Annotated in this window: 14 protein-coding genes; 8 read left to right on the top strand and 6 right to left on the bottom strand. The window is 68.6% G+C overall.

What is annotated here, in order from left to right:
* Positions 1–152: 152 nt before the first annotated feature.
* The 4 genes from CF68_RS14355 to CF68_RS14340 form a co-directional block, all read right to left on the bottom strand.
* Complete coding sequence (locus tag CF68_RS14355) at positions 153–458, bottom strand: YbeD family protein (protein WP_010814860.1); 306 nt, start codon at positions 456–458, stop codon at positions 153–155.
* A gap of 61 nt (positions 459–519) precedes the next feature.
* Entirely contained in the window at positions 520–1,719 is a 1,200-nt protein-coding gene (locus CF68_RS14350) for a D-alanyl-D-alanine carboxypeptidase family protein (RefSeq protein WP_035819839.1), read from the bottom strand.
* A 62-nt stretch (positions 1,720–1,781) separates the two neighbouring features.
* Complete coding sequence (locus CF68_RS14345) at positions 1,782–2,423, bottom strand: alpha/beta hydrolase (protein ID WP_035819880.1); 642 nt, start codon at positions 2,421–2,423, stop codon at positions 1,782–1,784.
* A 149-nt stretch (positions 2,424–2,572) separates the two neighbouring features.
* On the bottom strand, positions 2,573–2,893 hold the full coding sequence (locus CF68_RS14340; RefSeq protein ID WP_010814863.1) for a ferredoxin: 321 nt from the start codon (positions 2,891–2,893) through the stop codon (positions 2,573–2,575).
* A 392-nt stretch (positions 2,894–3,285) separates the two neighbouring features.
* Between CF68_RS14340 and CF68_RS14335 the strand changes: the two genes are divergently transcribed.
* From CF68_RS14335 to CF68_RS14300, 8 genes are all read left to right on the top strand, one after another.
* Positions 3,286–4,581 (top strand): dicarboxylate/amino acid:cation symporter, encoded by a 1,296-nt coding sequence (locus CF68_RS14335; RefSeq protein WP_035819837.1) that lies wholly within the window; start codon positions 3,286–3,288, stop codon positions 4,579–4,581.
* Positions 4,582–4,651: 70 nt separating this feature from the next.
* Complete coding sequence (locus tag CF68_RS14330; RefSeq protein WP_035819878.1) at positions 4,652–6,658, top strand: ATP-binding protein; 2,007 nt, start codon at positions 4,652–4,654, stop codon at positions 6,656–6,658.
* Between the two features lie 8 nt (positions 6,659–6,666).
* Positions 6,667–7,992, top strand: a complete 1,326-nt coding sequence (locus CF68_RS14325) for a sigma-54 dependent transcriptional regulator (protein WP_035819835.1) — start codon at positions 6,667–6,669, stop codon at positions 7,990–7,992.
* 238 nt (positions 7,993–8,230) lie between these two features.
* Positions 8,231–9,358 carry an NAD(P)/FAD-dependent oxidoreductase gene (locus CF68_RS14320; protein WP_035819833.1) on the top strand — a complete coding sequence of 376 codons (1,128 nt, stop codon included), beginning with the start codon at positions 8,231–8,233 and terminating at the stop codon, positions 9,356–9,358.
* A 9-nt stretch (positions 9,359–9,367) separates the two neighbouring features.
* On the top strand, positions 9,368–10,066 hold the full coding sequence (gene creB / locus CF68_RS14315) for a two-component system response regulator CreB (RefSeq protein WP_304413115.1): 699 nt from the start codon (positions 9,368–9,370) through the stop codon (positions 10,064–10,066).
* Positions 10,067–10,075: 9 nt separating this feature from the next.
* The gene (gene creC, locus CF68_RS14310; protein ID WP_035819831.1) at positions 10,076–11,512 is read left to right on the top strand and encodes a two-component system sensor histidine kinase CreC; all 1,437 of its coding nucleotides are present in this window, start codon (positions 10,076–10,078) and stop codon (positions 11,510–11,512) included.
* A gap of 126 nt (positions 11,513–11,638) precedes the next feature.
* Positions 11,639–12,616, top strand: a complete 978-nt coding sequence (locus tag CF68_RS14305) for a nitronate monooxygenase family protein (protein ID WP_035819829.1) — start codon at positions 11,639–11,641, stop codon at positions 12,614–12,616.
* Positions 12,617–12,735: 119 nt separating this feature from the next.
* Complete coding sequence (locus CF68_RS14300) at positions 12,736–13,104, top strand: YbaN family protein (RefSeq protein ID WP_035819827.1); 369 nt, start codon at positions 12,736–12,738, stop codon at positions 13,102–13,104.
* Positions 13,105–13,152: 48 nt separating this feature from the next.
* Here CF68_RS14300 and CF68_RS14295 read toward each other — a convergent pair whose 3' ends face one another.
* Together CF68_RS14295 and CF68_RS14290 are read right to left on the bottom strand one after the other, a co-directional pair.
* Positions 13,153–14,403, bottom strand: a complete 1,251-nt coding sequence (locus CF68_RS14295; protein ID WP_035819825.1) for a phenylacetate--CoA ligase family protein — start codon at positions 14,401–14,403, stop codon at positions 13,153–13,155.
* An 86-nt stretch (positions 14,404–14,489) separates the two neighbouring features.
* Entirely contained in the window at positions 14,490–15,308 is an 819-nt protein-coding gene (locus CF68_RS14290; RefSeq protein WP_010814873.1) for an ABC transporter ATP-binding protein, read from the bottom strand.
* Between the last annotated feature and the right edge of the window lie 119 nt (positions 15,309–15,427).

Below are 15,427 nucleotides of genomic sequence, written 5' to 3'. Positions count from 1 at the left end.
GGGGGGGGGGGGGGGGGGGGGGGGGGGAGCGTCGACGAAGTGATGCGTGTCGGTATGCCAGCGCCTCCCCCCACCCCCCGCCCCCCCCCCCCCCCCCGTGCCCCTCTCCCGCGCGCGGGAGAGGGGAGAAAACAGAGCGGGAGGGAAGGCCTTTACAGCACCACCTTCACCATCGGATGCGAAGTCAGCGCCCGATACAAATCATCGAGCTGTTCGCGGCTGGTGACCCACACCGTCACGGTCAGGCCCAGGTAGTTGCCGCCGCTGGAGGGGCGCATTTCCATCTTGCCGGCGTGGAAGTCGGGATCGAACTCCTGCACCAGCGTGACGATGGCCTCGGCAAAGCCGTCCTGCATCGCGCCCATCACCTTGATGGGAAAGTGGCTGGGGTATTCGATCAGCGACTGCTCCGGCGGGATGTCGCCCGGCTTGTTGCTGCCTTGCTTGTCGGTTGTCATGTCGGATTCTCCGGCACGAAACCGGCGCGCCACACGGCGCGCCGGCTTGCGCGCATTCAGGTCACTTGCGCTTGAACCACAGGCGGATGGTGTCCCACAGGCGGCCGAAGAAGCCGGCCTCGGGCACTTCTTCCAGCGCCACCACCGGGAACTCCGCCACCTTGTTGGTGCCGTCCATCAGCTTGACCATGCCCACCTGCTGGCCCGCCGAGATCGGCGCGATCAGCAGTTCCTGGCGCTCCAGCACCGGCTTGAGGCGCCCGCCGGTGCCCTTGGGCACGGTGACGAAGGTCTCGTTCTGCACGCCGATCTTGACCGTGCCGCTCTTGCCCTTGTAGATGTCCGGCGTGGCCAGCACCTGGCCCTTGTCGTACAGGCGCAGCGTGTCGAAGAACTGGAAGCCGTAGTTGAGGATCTTCAGGCTTTCCTGGGTGCGCACCTGTTCGGTGGTGGTGCCGATCACGATCGAGATCAGGCGGCGCGAGCCGTCCGGCACGTTGGCCAGCGGCCGCTTGGCCGACGAGATCAGGCAGTAGCCGGCGGACTTGGTGTGGCCGGTCTTGACGCCGTCCACGGTCGGGTCGATGTACAGCAGGCGGTTGCGGTTGGGCTGCCTGATCTTGTTATAGGTGAACTCCTTCTGCGAGTACATGGCGTAGTACTCGGGGAAGTCCTTGATCAGGCGCGTGGTCAGCGTGGCCAGGTCGACCGCGGTGGTGTAGTGGTTCGGGTCGGGAATGCCGTCGGTGTTGGTGAAGTGGGTGTTCTTCATGCCCATGCGCTGGGCCTCGCGGTTCATCATCGCGACGAAGCCCTCTTCCGAGCCGCCCACGGCTTCGGCCAGCGCCAGCGCGGCGTCGTTGCCCGACTGCACGATCAGGCCCAGCAGCAGGTCCTGCACCGTGACCGGCTTGTTGGGCTCGATGAACATGCGCGACTCATCGCTTTTGACCTTGAGCACCAGGCTGGTCGGCACCACCGACTGGTCCAGCGTCAGGCGCTTTTCCTTGAGTGCCTCGAACGCCAGGTAGGCGGTCATCAGCTTGGTCAGCGAGGCTGGCTCGATGCGCGCGTCGGCATTCTGCGACGCCAGGGCCTGGCCGCTGGTCACGTCATACAGCATCCACGACTTGGCTGCGACTTGCGGCATCGGCACGCCCTGCGCCAGGACGGCGGCAGGCGCGGCGGCCAGCACGATGGCGGCGGCGATGGCAGCGGGAGCAAAAGCGGACGAAAGGCGTGTCGTGGCTCTATTCAGCATGTTTCTGTTTTCCGACAGTAAGAAGGTGGCGCGGGGATGGTCCGGGTGGCGGCGTGCCGGCCTCACCGGTCCCACGCATTGACGACGAGCTGCTTGATCAGGTGCAGCTTGCGGTGAAAGAAATGGTCGGCGCCGGGGATCACGATCACCGGCAGCTCCTGCGGGCGGGCCCAGTCGAACACGCTGGCCAGCGGCACGGTGTCGTCCTGTTCGCCATGGATCACGATGGTGTCGGCCGGGACCTCGGCCACCTGCCAGCGGCTGGCGGCGGTGCCCACCAGCACCAGGCGCTGCGCGGGCGTGCCGGCCTCGGCCAGGCGCCGTGCCACGTGGGTGGTGACGAAGCTGCCGAACGAGAACCCGCCCATGGCCAGCGGCAGCGTTGCGGCCTGTGCCGACCACGCGGTCTGCTGGCGCATCCAGGCCACCACGGCCAGCAGGTCGTCCTGCTCGGCGATGCCGTTGTCATGCTCGCCGGCGCTGCCGCCCACGCCGCGGAAGTTGGGGCGCACCGTGGCGTAGCCCAGCTGCACGAAGCTGCGCGCCAGCGTCTGCGCGACCTTGTTGTCCTTGGTACCGCCGAACAGCGGATGCGGATGCGCCACCAGCGCCAGGCCGCGCGGCTCAGCTTGCGGCAGGTCTACCGAGAGATCGATCGCACCGGCGGGACCGGCAATGGAAAGTACCTGGGTATGCGCGTTCATGATGGCGGTCAGGATGGCGGTGAAGCAAGCGCCCGGCGGCAAGCCCGGGCAAAAATGAAAAAACCGTCCGGCTGGCGGGCGGCGGGGCAATACAGCAAAGCGGGCAAAACAGGGAAACAACAAGCCGGCATGCGCCGGCTTCGGTTGGTTCAGCGGTCCACCATCAGCCGTTCGACAGGCTTGCCCTTCATCAGGTGGCTGTCGATGATTTCGTCGATATCGTGCTCATCGACAAAGGTGTACCAGATGGCCTCGGGGTAGACCACCAGCACCGGGCCGAGTTCACAACGGTTCAGGCAGCCTGCCTTGTTGATGCGCACCCGGCCTTCGCCGCCGGCGATGCCCAGTTCCTTGCAACGCTTCTTGGCGTATTCCTGCATCGCCTGGGCGTTGTGGTTGGCGCAGCAGTTCTCGCCGGCCTCGCGCTGGTTCAGGCAGAAGAAGACGTGGTGCTGGTAGTAGCTGCTCATGCGTACGGTGTGAGAAGGCGGCCCCGGACGGCGGCACGGCCCGGACAGCATTGAACGGAAGCTCGGAATTATACGGTGTCGCGGCGGCATGGCCGCATGGCGGCACCCTGGCACGGCGGTCGAAGTTGCCGCCGGCTCCCGGCGGGTGGCGCTTCGCGCACCTGCGATGCATCCGGCATTCCGAAACCCCGGAGACGGACCGTCCGGATTTTCGGAATCCCGGAGGCCGCGCGCCCCTGCCAGGCCGGCGTTTCCTTGTGAATCAACCAGTTAGCAATGCCGGTTTGACTGGCACGGCGGTTGCGAATTCCCGTCCCTGAACGCGCCGCAACCGTGACGGCGCGCGGCCCGCGCGATACCGCCCGGGTACGGTCAACACCGAGGACGACATCATGAGAAAACCCTTCTACAAGATCCTGTACGTGCAGGTCCTGTTCGCCATCTGCGTCGGCATCCTGCTCGGCCACTACTGGCCCGACACCGGCGTGGCCATGAAGCCGCTGGGCGATGGCTTTATCAAGCTGATCAAGATGATCATCGGCCCGATCATCTTCTGTACCGTGGTGACCGGCATCGCCGGCATGAGCGACATGAAGAAGGTCGGCCGCGTCGGTGGCAAGGCGCTGCTGTACTTCGAGGTGGTGTCGACCTTCGCCTTGCTGATCGGGCTGGGCGCCGCGCACCTGCTCAAGCCGGGCGTGGGCTTCAACATCGACCCGGCCACGCTGGACACCAAGGCCATTGCCCAGTACGTGTCCAAGGCGCACGGCCAGAGCACGGTCGAGTTCCTGATGCACATCATCCCGGACACGGTCTTCAGCGCCTTCGCCAACGGCGACATCCTGCAGATCCTGCTGGTGTCGCTGTTCTTCGGCGCCGCGCTGGCCGTGCTCGGCGAGCGCGCGCGCATCGTGGTGCAGCTGATCGAGCAGGTCTCCAAGGTGTTCTTCCACATCGTCCACGTGATCACCAAGGTGGCCCCGATCGGCGCCTTCGGCGCGATGGCGTTCACCATCGGCAAGTACGGCCTGGGCTCGCTGGTGCCGCTGCTCAAGCTGATCGGCACCTTCTACTTCACGGCCATCGTCTTCGTGGTGTTCGTGCTGGGCACGGTGGCCCGCCTGACCGGCTTCAGCATCCTGCGCTTCATCTCGTACATCAAGGAGGAGCTGCTGATCGTGCTGGGCACCAGCTCGTCGGAAGCGGCGCTGCCGCACATGATGGAGAAGCTGGAAAAGCTCGGCTGCTCGCGCTCGGTGGTGGGCCTGGTGGTGCCCACCGGCTATTCGTTCAACCTGGACGGCACCAACATCTACATGACGATGGCGGTGATCTTCATTGCACAGGCAACCGGCATCGAGCTGACGCTGATGCAGCAGCTGACCATCCTGACGGTGGCGATGATCACCTCCAAGGGCGCCAGCGGCGTGACCGGCTCGGGCTTCATCACGCTGGCCGCGACGCTGGCGGTGGTGCCGACCATCCCGGTGGCGGGCATGGTGCTGATCCTTGGCATCGACCGCTTCATGAGCGAGTGCCGCGCGCTGACCAACATCATCGGCAACGGCGTGGCCACGGTGGTGGTCTCGGCATGGGAGCGCGAGCTTGACCGCGACAAGCTCAACAGTGAGTTGCAACATGGCGGCCGCGATGCTGAAGTACTGGCCGACGCCGGCCAGAACGTCTGACGCCATGCGGGTGGCTGCCCCGGCCACCCGCCAGCGGGTATCATCGGCGCGACAGCCTTCGCGCGCGCCGATGCCACACTCCGACGACTTTCTCGCCGTGCATGACCCCGCCGCCCCGTCTGCCGCGCATCCGGCCCATGCGCCGGACAGCGGCGACGGCCGCTGGTGGGGCTTTGCGGTCGCCCTGGCCGCGGGCCTGCTGCTGTTGTGCGCGCTGACCTGGCTGGTCTCGGTCCAGCGCGGCCTGGCCAGCCTGCAGCAAAGCACGGCCACGCGCGCCGACCGCTACGCCGCCTCGCTGGAAAGCACCCTCGACCGCTACGAATTCCTGCCCGCGCTGGTCTCGCTGCACCCCTTCGTGCGCGGGCTGCTGGACTCCCCCAACGACCCGCAACGCGTGGCCGCCGCCAACCAGTACCTGGTGGAGGTCAACCGCCGCGCGCATGCCTCGGCCACCTATGTGATCGCCGCCAACGGCATTGCGCTGGCGGCCAGCAACCACGGCCAGCCCGGCAGCTTTGTCGGCACCGACTACCGCTTCCGCCCCTACTTCCAGACCGCAGCGGGCGGCAAGATGGGGCGCTTCTATGCCATCGGCATCACCAGCGACGAGCCCGGCTACTACATTGCGCAGCCGGTCGAGTCCGGCGGCAAGGTCATCGGCGTGACCGTGGTCAAGCTCAACCTGGAGTGGTTCCAGCGCGCCGGCAGCGGCGCCGAGCCGCTGATGGTCAGCGACGACCATGGCGTGATCTTCCTTTCGTCGGTGTCGGCCTGGCAGTACCGCACGCTGCGCCCGATGCCGCCGGCCCTGCAGGCCGAGATGGAAAAGACCCGCCAGTACCACGGCCGCGCGGTGACGCCGCTGCCGCTGGAACCGCTGACCTCGCCGGTGACGCGCTGGCTGGCGGACACCACGCTGACCGACGGCGCGCGGCTGGTGCGCGTGCGCAACGAATCGCCCGCCGCCAGGACCACCTTTGCCCCGGACGGCGCCGAGCGCGCCGACCGCTACCTGGAACTGGGCCGCACGGTCGGCCCCGCTGGCTGGACCATGCAGGTGATGGCGCCGCTGGGACCGGTGCTGGCCAATGCGCGCAACGCCACCGTGGCGGCGGCGCTGGCCTATGCCTGCATCTGCCTGCTGCTGGTCAACTGGCGCCAGCGCCGCCAGCGCGCGCGCGACATGCAGTACAGCCGCCGCCTGCTGGAGGCGGCCTACGACCAGCTGGAGCGCCGCGTCGAGGCCCGCACCGCCGACCTGATGGCGATCAATGAAAAGCTGGAAGACGAAGTGGCCGAGCGCACCCGTGCTGAAAGCGAGCTGCGCGCGGCCCAGGACGAACTGGTGCAGGCCAGCAAGCTGGCCGCGCTGGGGCAGATGGCGGCCGGCATCACGCATGAGCTGAACCAGCCGCTGGCGGCGCTGCGCACGTTCTCGGACAACACCCGCGTGCTGCTGGAGCGCGGCCAGCTGGCCGCGGCCGAAGGCAACCTGACCGCCATTGCCGACCTGACCGAGCGCATGGGCAAGATCACCAGCCAGCTCAAGCTGTTCGCCGGCAAGGCGCGCCCGGTGCGCCGGCCGGTGGCGCTGCGCGCCGCGGTCGATCACGTGCTGGCGCTGCTGGCGCCGCGGCTGGGCGCGGTCACGGTCAGCGTCGCCGGCCTGGACGCCCTGCCCGGGCTGGCCGTGCGCGCCGACGAGCTGAAGCTGGAGCAAGTGCTGCTGAACCTGCTCGGCAACGCGCTGGATGCGATTGCGGCGGCCGCGCCGGCGCAGGGACAGATCGATCTCGAGGTGCAGGCAGAAGACCACGCCGTCACCATCGTCGTGCGCGACAACGGCACCGGCATCGCGCCGCAAGCGCTGCCGCGCCTGTTCGAACCCTTCTTCACCACCAAGGAAACCGGGCAGGGCCTGGGGCTGGGGCTGGCGATCTCGTCGTCGATCGTGCGCGAGTTCGGCGGCCAGCTGAGCGTGGCCAACGTTCCCGGCGGCGGCGCGCAGTTCACGCTGGTGCTGGCGCGCGCCCCCGCCATCGATCCGGCGCCGTCGGTTTCCGCCTCTCAATGAGTATTGCCATGCAAGACGGTCTGCGTGTCCTGTTTGTCGAAGACGAGCCGCTGGTGCGCCAGGCCACCGCGCAGAGCCTGGAGCTGGCCGGCTTCGCGGTGCTGGCGCTGCCCTCCGCCGAGGCCGCGATCCCGCACCTGCACGGCGCCTTTGCCGGCGTGGTGGTGACCGACGTGCGCCTGCCCGGCGCCAGCGGCCTGGACCTGCTGCAGCACTGCCGCAACGCCGCGCCGGGCGTGCCGGTGATCCTGGTGACCGGCCACGGCGACATCACCATGGCCGTGCAGGCCATGCGCGAAGGCGCCTACGACTTCATCGAAAAGCCCTTCGGCGCCGACCGCCTCACCGACACCGTGCGCCGCGCGCTGGAACGCCGCGCGCTGGAACTGGAAAACCAGGCGCTGCGCCGCGAACTGGCCGGGCCTGCGGCGGGCACGCGCATCATCGGCCGCTCGCCCGCGATCGGGCAGGTGCGCGCGCTGGTGGCCAATGTCGCGCCCACCGACGTGCCGGTGATGATCAACGGCGAGACCGGCACCGGCAAGGAACTGGTGGCGCGCAGCCTGCATGCGCTGTCCGGCCGCGCCGAAGGCCCGTTTATCGCGCTGAACTGCGGCGCGGTGCCCGAGGCCATCTTCGAGAGCGAGATGTTCGGCCACGAGGCCGGCGCCTTCACCGGCGCCGGCAAGCGCCGCATCGGCAAGCTCGAACATGCCTCGGGCGGCACGCTCTTCCTCGACGAGATCGAGAGCATGCCGCTGGCGCTGCAGGTCAAGCTGCTGCGGGTGCTGCAGGAAGGCTCGCTGGAGCGGCTGGGGTCAAATGCCTCGGTGAAGATCGATGTGCGCATCGTGGCCGCGGCCAAGGGCGACATGGATGCGCTGGTGGCGCAGGGCAGTTTCCGCGAAGACCTGTACTACCGGCTGAACGTGGTCACCATCGCGCTGCCGCCGTTGCGAGAACGGCGCGAGGACATCGTGCCGCTGTTCGAGCATTTCTCGCTGGTGTCCGCGGTGCGCTACCAGCGGCCGGCGCCGGTCCTGTCCGAGGCGCAACGCCAGGCACTGGCCCAGCGTCCCTGGCCGGGCAATGTGCGCGAGCTGCGCAATGCCGCGGATCGGATGGTGCTGGGCGTGCCGGAGGGCGGGCAGGCAGGTGCGCAGGCCGCGGGCCCCGATGAGGCCGCCCCACTGCGCGAGCGGATGGAGCACTTCGAGCGCGCCGTGATTGCGGATGCACTGGCGCGCACCGGTGGCGCGGTCAGCCAGGCGGCGGACTTGCTGCAAGTCGGCAAGGCCACGCTCTATGACAAGATCAAGCGCTACGGGCTGTGATGTCACGCTGCCTTCATTGCGCTGCCATGCCGCCGTCACATTGGCGGCCTATTCTTCGATGGCGGCTGCGGCATTGGCAGGTGCCCGCCGTGTGTATCAATCTTCGTGGTAATTGACGGCCCCGCGTATGCGGGGCGTTTTTTTGGGTGATTCACCCCGCCCCGCCACTTCACACTCCCCACACATTGCCCTCACCCCCGCTGGCCAGACTGGAGCCCTGCCATCTCCGGGAACTGCCATGCCCTCCTTCGACTACGACATCGTCATCGCCGGCGCCAGCTTTGCCGGCGCCGCCTGCGCCCTGGCCGCGGCGCGCGCCGGCCTGCGCGTGCTGGTGCTGGAACGCAAGACCGATCCGGGCGACAAGCTCCACACCACCGGCATCCTGGTCAAGGAAGCCATCGAGCAAACCTGGCTGGGCCGCGCGCCGGCCGATTGCGTGCACCGGGTGGAGCAGGTGCGGCTGTACTCGCCCAGGCTGCGCAGCATCGACCTGAGCGCGCCTGGCTATTACTTCCACACCACGGATACGCCGCGGCTGATGCGCTGGCTGGCCGCCGAACTGGTGCGCCACCGGGTCGAACTGCGGCTGGGCCAGGCGTTTGTGGGCGCGGTGCCGCGCAACGGCGGCTGGCATGTGACCGGCGTGGGCAATACGCGCTATCTGGTCGGCGCGGATGGCGCGAAGTCGCGCGTGGCGCAGTGTGCCGGGCTGGGGCGCGTGCACAGCTTCCTGTATGGCGTGGAGTATGAGTTCCCGGGACTGGCGCTGCCCGAGCCGGGCGCGTTGCACTGCTTCATCACCCGGCGCTTCGCCCCCGGCTATATCGGCTGGATCGCGCAGAACCCCACCGGCGTGCAGGCTGGCCTGGCGCTGCGCTACCTGCCGCGGCACGGCCGCGCGCCAGACCTGGACGGGCTGCTGGCGCATGTGCGCGAGCGCGCCGGCCTGCCGCGGCTGGCGCAGCCTGCGGCGACGCGCGCGGGGCTGATCCCGTGCGGCGGCCCGGTCTTCCCGCTGGCGCGCGACGGCGTGATCCTGACGGGGGATGCCGCCGGCATCGTCTCGCCGGTCACCGCCGGTGGCATCCACTATGCCTTTGCCCATGGCGAGTCGGTCGGCCAGGCCGTGGCCGCGCACCTGCTGCGCGGCGGCCCGGCGCCGGAGGTCGTCGCCACCGCCAGCGCGCCGCGCTTTCGCGCCAAGCGTGCGCTGCGCTGGATGTTCGACCGCTTCCAGTGCGACTGGCCCTTTGACCTGATGCTGTACTCGCCGCCACTGCGCTGGGCGGCGGAGCAGATCTATTTCCACAAGCGGCGCGGCGACGAGCCCGCTCCGCCGCCGCGCGCAGCCACCAGCGCCTGACCGGCTAGAATGCCGGGCATGGAACAACCGCGGATCCTGGTGGTGGAAGACGAACAGGCCATCGCCGACACCATCCTCTATGCCTTGCGCACCGACGGCATGCTGGCCGAGCACTGCACGCTCGGCGGCGCTGCGCTCGAGCGCATGCGCGCCGGCGGCGCCGACCTGGTGATCCTGGACGTTGGCCTGCCGGATCTCAGCGGCTTCGAGGTCTGCCGCACACTGCGCACCTTCAGCAATGCGCCGGTGGTCTTCCTGACCGCGCGCCATGAAGAGATCGACCGTATCGTCGGGCTGGAGATCGGCGCCGACGACTACGTGGTCAAGCCCTTCTCGCCGCGCGAACTGGCCGCGCGCGTGCGCGCCATCCTGCGCCGGGCGCGCGGCGGCAGTGCAGCGGCGGCGAAGGGCGACGAGGTCGCCGGCTTCACGCACGACAAGGACGGCGCGCGCCTGGCCTACCGCGGCCGCTGGCTGGAGCTGACCCGCTACGAGTACCTGCTGCTGGCCTGGCTGGTGACACATCCAGGCCGCATCTACTCGCGCGCGCAGCTGATGGAGTGCGTCTGGGAAGATGCGCTCGACACCAGCGACCGCACCGTCGACACCCATATCAAGACCCTGCGCGCCAAGCTGCGGGAGGCTTCCGCCGACGGCGCCGAGCGCATCCGCACCCATCGCGGCATGGGCTATTCGCTGGAACCCTGAGCGCACGCCATGCATATCGGCCTGCGCATCTTCTTCGGCTTCTTCCTGATCGTGGGACTGGCCACGGTGCTGACGCTGCGCGTGTTCGTGCAGGAGGTCAAGCCCGGCGTGCGCCAGGCCATGGAAGACACGCTGATCGACACCGCGCACGTGCTGGCGGCGCTTGCCGCCGACGACATGAAGGCCGGCCGCATTGCCGACGGCGATTTCGCGCGGCACATGGCGGCGCTGCGCGATGTGCCGGTGAATGCCGATGTGTCGGGCCTGCACAAGGACAGCATCGGCTACCGCGTCTACGTGACCGATGCCAACGGCATCGTGCGCTTTGACTCCACCGGCACTGACGTGGGCCGCGACTATTCGCGCTGGAACGATGTCTACCTGACGCTGCGCGGCAAGTACGGCGCACGCAGCACGCGCACCGACCCCGACGACGAGGCCAGCACCGTGATGCACGTGGCCGCGCCAATACGCGACGCGGACGGCGAGCGCATCATCGGCGTGCTGACCGTGGCCAAGCCCAATGCGGCGATGGCGCCTTTTATCGAGCGCAGCCAGCGCAAGATCCTGCTCTACGGCGGCCTGCTGATCGGCGCTGCCTGCGTGATCGGGCTGGCCTGCACGCTGTGGCTGGCGCATGGACTGAGCCGGCTGCGCGGGTATGCGCGCGCGGTGGCGGCCGGCGAGCGCGCCGAGATGCCGCTGCGCGGCGGCAGCGAGCTGGCCGAGTTAGGCCGCGCGGTGCAGGGCATGCGCGAGCGGCTGGAAGACAAGCAGTATGTCGAGCACTACATCCACACGCTGACCCATGAGATGAAGAGCCCGCTGGCCGCGATCGGCGGCGCCGCCGAGCTGCTGCAGGAAGAGATGCCGGCGGCGGACCGCCAGCGCTTCGTCGCCAATATCCGGGCCCAGTCGGGCCGGCTTGAAACCATGATCCGCAAGCTGCTGGCACTGGCCGACGTGGAGCAGCGCCAGCGCCTGGAAGTGCGCGAGCCGGTGCGGCTGGCCCCGCTGCTGGCGCAACTGGGCAGCGAACTGGAACCGCGCGCGCGCCAGCGTGGCGTGGCGCTGCGGCTGGCCGCCGACGCCAGCCCGGACCTGGTTGCCGGCGATCCGTTCCTGCTGCGCCAGGCCATCGCCAACCTGCTGGAGAACGCCATCGACTTCGCCCCGCCGGACAGCGAAGTCACGGTGCGGCTGGAGCGCCGCGGCGGCGCGCTGGCCATCACGGTCGCCGACCAGGGCCCGGGCATCCCCGACTACGCGCTGCCGCGCGTGTTCGAACGCTTCTACTCGCTGCCACGCCCGCACGGTGCGGACAAGAGCACCGGCCTGGGCCTGTGCTTTGCACGCGAGGTGGCAACGTTGCATGATGGCGATGTAACGCTGGCCAACCGCCCCGGCGGCGGCGCGCTGGCGGAACTGACCCTTCCGGCAGCATAGTTCCACGAGGTGACCGGACCGGCATAGACTGGGGCTTCTAACGTGACCGCGCTGAAACTCCCTATAATCGAACGACCGTTCATTTAGGGCACCTGCAACGTGCCCGTCAGCAGTTCAGGAGACACCATGCCCGCCGCCAAGCAACTGCCCCAGGCCCTGCAGAACCTGGCCCTGCCCGTCATCGCCTCGCCCATGTTCATCGTCAGCTACCCGGAGCTGGTGCTGGCGCAGTGCAAGGCCGGCATCGTCGGCTCGTTCCCGGCGCTCAATGCGCGCCCGGCGGAACTGCTCGACGAGTGGCTCACCCAGATCGAAGCCGAGCTGGCCACCTTCAAGGCCGCCAACCCGGGCGCGCAGGTGGGCCCGGTCGCGGTCAACCAGATCGTGCATACCTCCAACGCGCGGCTCGAACACGACGTGAAGGTGTGCGTGGACCACAAGGTGCCGATCTTCATCACCTCGCTGCGCGCCCCGGTCAAGGAAATGATCGACGCGGTGCACAGCTACGGCGGCATCGTGCTGCACGACGTGATCAGCATGCGCCATGCCGAGAAGGCGATCGAGGCCGGCGTCGACGGCCTGATCCTGGTGGCGGCCGGCGCTGGCGGCCATGCCGGCATGCTGTCGCCGTTCGCGCTGGTGGGCGAAGTGCGCAAGATCTTCGACGGCCCGATTGCGCTGTCGGGCTCGATCGCCACCGGCGAGGCGGTGCTGGCGGCGCAGGCCATGGGCGCGGACTTTGCCTACGTGGGCACGCGCTTTATCGCCTCGCAGGAGGCCCACGCGGCGGAAACGTACAAGCAGTCGATCACCAGCTCGGCCGCCGCCGATATCATCTACACCAACCTGTTCACCGGTGTGCACGGCAATTACATCCGCGAAAGCATCAGCAACGTGGGGCTGGATCCGGACAACCTGCCGGTGGCCGACAAGAGCAAGATGGACTTCTCCAGCGGCGCCTCCAAGGCCAAGGCGTGGAAGGACGTCTGGGGCGCCGGCCAGGGCGTGGGCCAGATCCACGACATTCCCACCGCCGGCGAAATCGTCGTGCGCATGAAAGCGGAGTACGATGCCGCCAAGGCGCGCCTGGGTATCGCGCGCTAACCGAAGTTCTCACCGGGCCGCTATTGCGGCCCTTCATTCATCCATTGCCTGGTCCAAGCTCTACCACCCCGCCCGATTCCGACGCCACGCTGAGCCGCCGGCAGCAGGCGCTGCGCGCCATGTGGGTGGTGCTGGGCGCGGCCTTCCTGCTGCTGGGAGTGATCGGCATCTTCCTGCCGGTGCTGCCGACCACGCCATTCGTGCTGCTGGCCGCGGCATGCTTCGCGCGGGGGTCCCAGCGCTTCCATGAATGGCTGCTGGGGCATCCCCGCTTCGGGCCGCTGGTCAGCGACTGGCAGCGCTATCGCAGCATTCCCTTCCGGGCCAAGTGCCTGGCGTTGTCGATGATGTGGGCGTCGATGGGGACGACCGCGTGGCTGCTGCGGGCACGGCCGATTGCCTCGGCGGCGTTGCTGGCCTGTGCGGTGGGGGTGAGTGTGTGGATGGTCAGGCTGCCGACGCGGCCGGTGGAGGGGGGGAAGTCCTGACCTGCCCTGCATCAAAGGCCCCGCCCATGCGGGGCCTTTGCCTTGTCTTCAGTCGTATCGCCGCGCATCCTCGATCAGCTTCCCATCCTGCGGCAACGACCCCGCCGCCACGAAAGCCACCTCGCCGCGCAGCCGCATCACTTCGCGCAGCGATTCCGCCACCGCACGCTGCAAGTCACCATCCTCGCGCGTAGCCTCGCAGCGCAGCGTCATTACGTCCGCGCCAGGGTCGCCAGTCACCACCAGGCGCGCCGCGCGAATCTCCGGATGGCGCCGCAGCACGTCCGCCACCTGCCCCGGATGCACGAACATGCCCTTGACCTTGGTGGCCTGGTCGGCACGGCCCAGCCAGCCCTTGAGCCGGATATTGGTGCGTCCGCACGGGCTGGGCCGTTGCGACGACTCCGCCACGATGGCCGACAGGTCGCCGGTGCCGAAGCGGATCAGCGGGTAGTCGCCGTTGCCCAGCACCGTCACCACCACCTCGCCGGTCTCGCCTTCGGGCATCGGCCGGGAACCGCCGGGCTCGACGATCTCTACCAGCACGCCCTCGTCCACCACCCAGCCGTCGCCGCCCTCGGTCTCATAGGCAATCAGGCCGACATCCGCGGTGCCATACATCTGCTGCACGCGCACGCTGCGCGCCTGGAACCAGGCCCGCAGCGAAGGCGGCAGCGCCTCGCCCGAGACCAGCGCCTTGGCCAGGCTGGTGCAGGGCGTGCCCAGCTCGTCGCCGCGCTCCAGCAGCAGCTTCAGGAACGACGGCGTGCCGGCGTAGGCCGTGGGCTGCAGGCTGGCCAGCGCCTGCACCTGCGAATCGGTCTGGCCGACACCGGCCGGGAACACGCAGCAGCCCAGCCGGTGCGCGCCGGTCTCCATCATCATGCCGGCCGGCGTGAAGTGGTAGGAGAAGGTGTTGTAGACCAGCTCGCCGGCGCGAAAGCCCGCCGCATGCATCGCGCGCGCCACGCGCCACCAGTCGGCGTCGTGGCCATCAGGTTCGTGGATCGGGCCAGGCGACTGGAACACGTGGCGCAGCTTGCCCAGCGGGGTCGCGTTCAGGCCACCCAGCGGCGGCAGCAAGCGCTGGCGCGCGGTCAGGTCCGACTTGCGCGTGACCGGCAGCGCCGCCAGCGCCGCGCGCGAGGTCAGCAGCCGCGGTTCGACGCCATCCAGCATCTCGGCAAAGTAAGGCGCGTTGTCGCGCGCGTGGGCCACCTGGCGTGCCAGGGCGGCAAGGAGCGCCTGCTCGCGGACTTCCGGCGCGCGGGTTTCGAGCGAATCGAAGTGTTCTGGCATGGTGCTGTGCGTCAGGGAATGGGATGCGGCATGCCGCCGCGCCGCTGGGCGCGTGGTGGCAATGCCGGATGAAATCGGTCGGGTGCCTACGCCAGCCAGCGCTTGCGGCGCCGGTAGCTCTTCACATCGCGGAACGACTTGCGCCCGGCACCGTCGTCCGCATCGTTGGCGGCCACGCCCAGGTAGAACTCCTTGACATCCTCGTTGGTGCGCAGCGATTCGGCGTCGCCGTCCATCACCACGCGGCCGTTCTCCAGGATGTAGCCGTAGTCGGCATAGCGCAGCGCCACCATGGTGTTCTGTTCGGCCAGCAGGAAGCTGACGTTCTCGCGCGAATTCAGGCCACGCACGATCTCGAAGATCTCCTCGACTATCTGCGGCGCCAGCCCCATCGAAGGCTCGTCCAGCAGGATCATCGCGGGCTTGGCCATCATGGCCCGGCCGATCGCGCACATCTGCTGCTCGCCGCCGGAGGTGTAGCCGGCCTGCGACTTGCGGCGCGTCTTCAGCCGCGGGAAGTACTCGTAGATCTTTTCCAGCTCGTCGCGCGTCTGGCCGCGCGACAGGCCGCGCGTGTAGGCACCGGTGAGCAGGTTCTCTTCGATGGTCAGGTGCGCGAAGCAGTGGCGCCCTTCCATCACCTGGATCACGCCGCGGCGCACCAGGTCGTTGGGCGTGAGCTGGTCGACGCGGTCGCCGCGGTATTCGATCGAGCCCTTGGTGACATCGCCGCGCTCGGCCTGCAGCAGGTTGGAGATGGCCTTGAGCGTGGTGGTCTTGCCCGCGCCGTTGGCGCCGAGCAGCGCCACGATCTTGCCTTCCGGCACTTCGAGCGAGACGCCCTTGAGCACCAGGATCACGTGATCGTAGATGACTTCGATATTGTTGACGGACAGAAGGCTCATGGTGCGGCTCGTGTTGGTGTTGCGGTTTCCAGCTTGCCTATTGGGTACTCCCTCTCCCTCTGGGAGAGGGTTGGGGTGAGGGCGGGCGCTGCCACGAAGTGAACGCGCTCGCTATTGCC

Origin of the sequence: Cupriavidus sp. SK-4, from assembly GCF_000611125.1 — a bacterium.
Taxonomy (GTDB): domain Bacteria; phylum Pseudomonadota; class Gammaproteobacteria; order Burkholderiales; family Burkholderiaceae; genus Cupriavidus; species Cupriavidus necator.
This window is presented reverse-complemented; position numbering and strand designations above follow the sequence as displayed.

Bases quoted from the DNA above. Each gene is read 5' to 3' on its own strand.
- CF68_RS14355 (WP_010814860.1), bottom strand. From the start codon at position 458: ATGACAACCGACAAGCAAGGCAGCAACAAGCCGGGCGACATCCCGCCG.
- CF68_RS14350 (WP_035819839.1), bottom strand. From the start codon at position 1,719: ATGCTGAATAGAGCCACGACACGCCTTTCGTCCGCTTTTGCTCCCGCT.
- CF68_RS14345 (WP_035819880.1), bottom strand. From the start codon at position 2,423: ATGAACGCGCATACCCAGGTACTTTCCATTGCCGGTCCCGCCGGTGCG.
- CF68_RS14340 (WP_010814863.1), bottom strand. From the start codon at position 2,893: ATGAGCAGCTACTACCAGCACCACGTCTTCTTCTGCCTGAACCAGCGC.
- CF68_RS14335 (WP_035819837.1), top strand. From the start codon at position 3,286: ATGAGAAAACCCTTCTACAAGATCCTGTACGTGCAGGTCCTGTTCGCC.
- CF68_RS14330 (WP_035819878.1), top strand. From the start codon at position 4,652: ATGCCACACTCCGACGACTTTCTCGCCGTGCATGACCCCGCCGCCCCG.
- CF68_RS14325 (WP_035819835.1), top strand. From the start codon at position 6,667: ATGCAAGACGGTCTGCGTGTCCTGTTTGTCGAAGACGAGCCGCTGGTG.
- CF68_RS14320 (WP_035819833.1), top strand. From the start codon at position 8,231: ATGCCCTCCTTCGACTACGACATCGTCATCGCCGGCGCCAGCTTTGCC.
- creB (WP_304413115.1), top strand. From the start codon at position 9,368: ATGCCGGGCATGGAACAACCGCGGATCCTGGTGGTGGAAGACGAACAG.
- creC (WP_035819831.1), top strand. From the start codon at position 10,076: ATGCATATCGGCCTGCGCATCTTCTTCGGCTTCTTCCTGATCGTGGGA.
- CF68_RS14305 (WP_035819829.1), top strand. From the start codon at position 11,639: ATGCCCGCCGCCAAGCAACTGCCCCAGGCCCTGCAGAACCTGGCCCTG.
- CF68_RS14300 (WP_035819827.1), top strand. From the start codon at position 12,736: ATGTGGGTGGTGCTGGGCGCGGCCTTCCTGCTGCTGGGAGTGATCGGC.
- CF68_RS14295 (WP_035819825.1), bottom strand. From the start codon at position 14,403: ATGCCAGAACACTTCGATTCGCTCGAAACCCGCGCGCCGGAAGTCCGC.
- CF68_RS14290 (WP_010814873.1), bottom strand. From the start codon at position 15,308: ATGAGCCTTCTGTCCGTCAACAATATCGAAGTCATCTACGATCACGTG.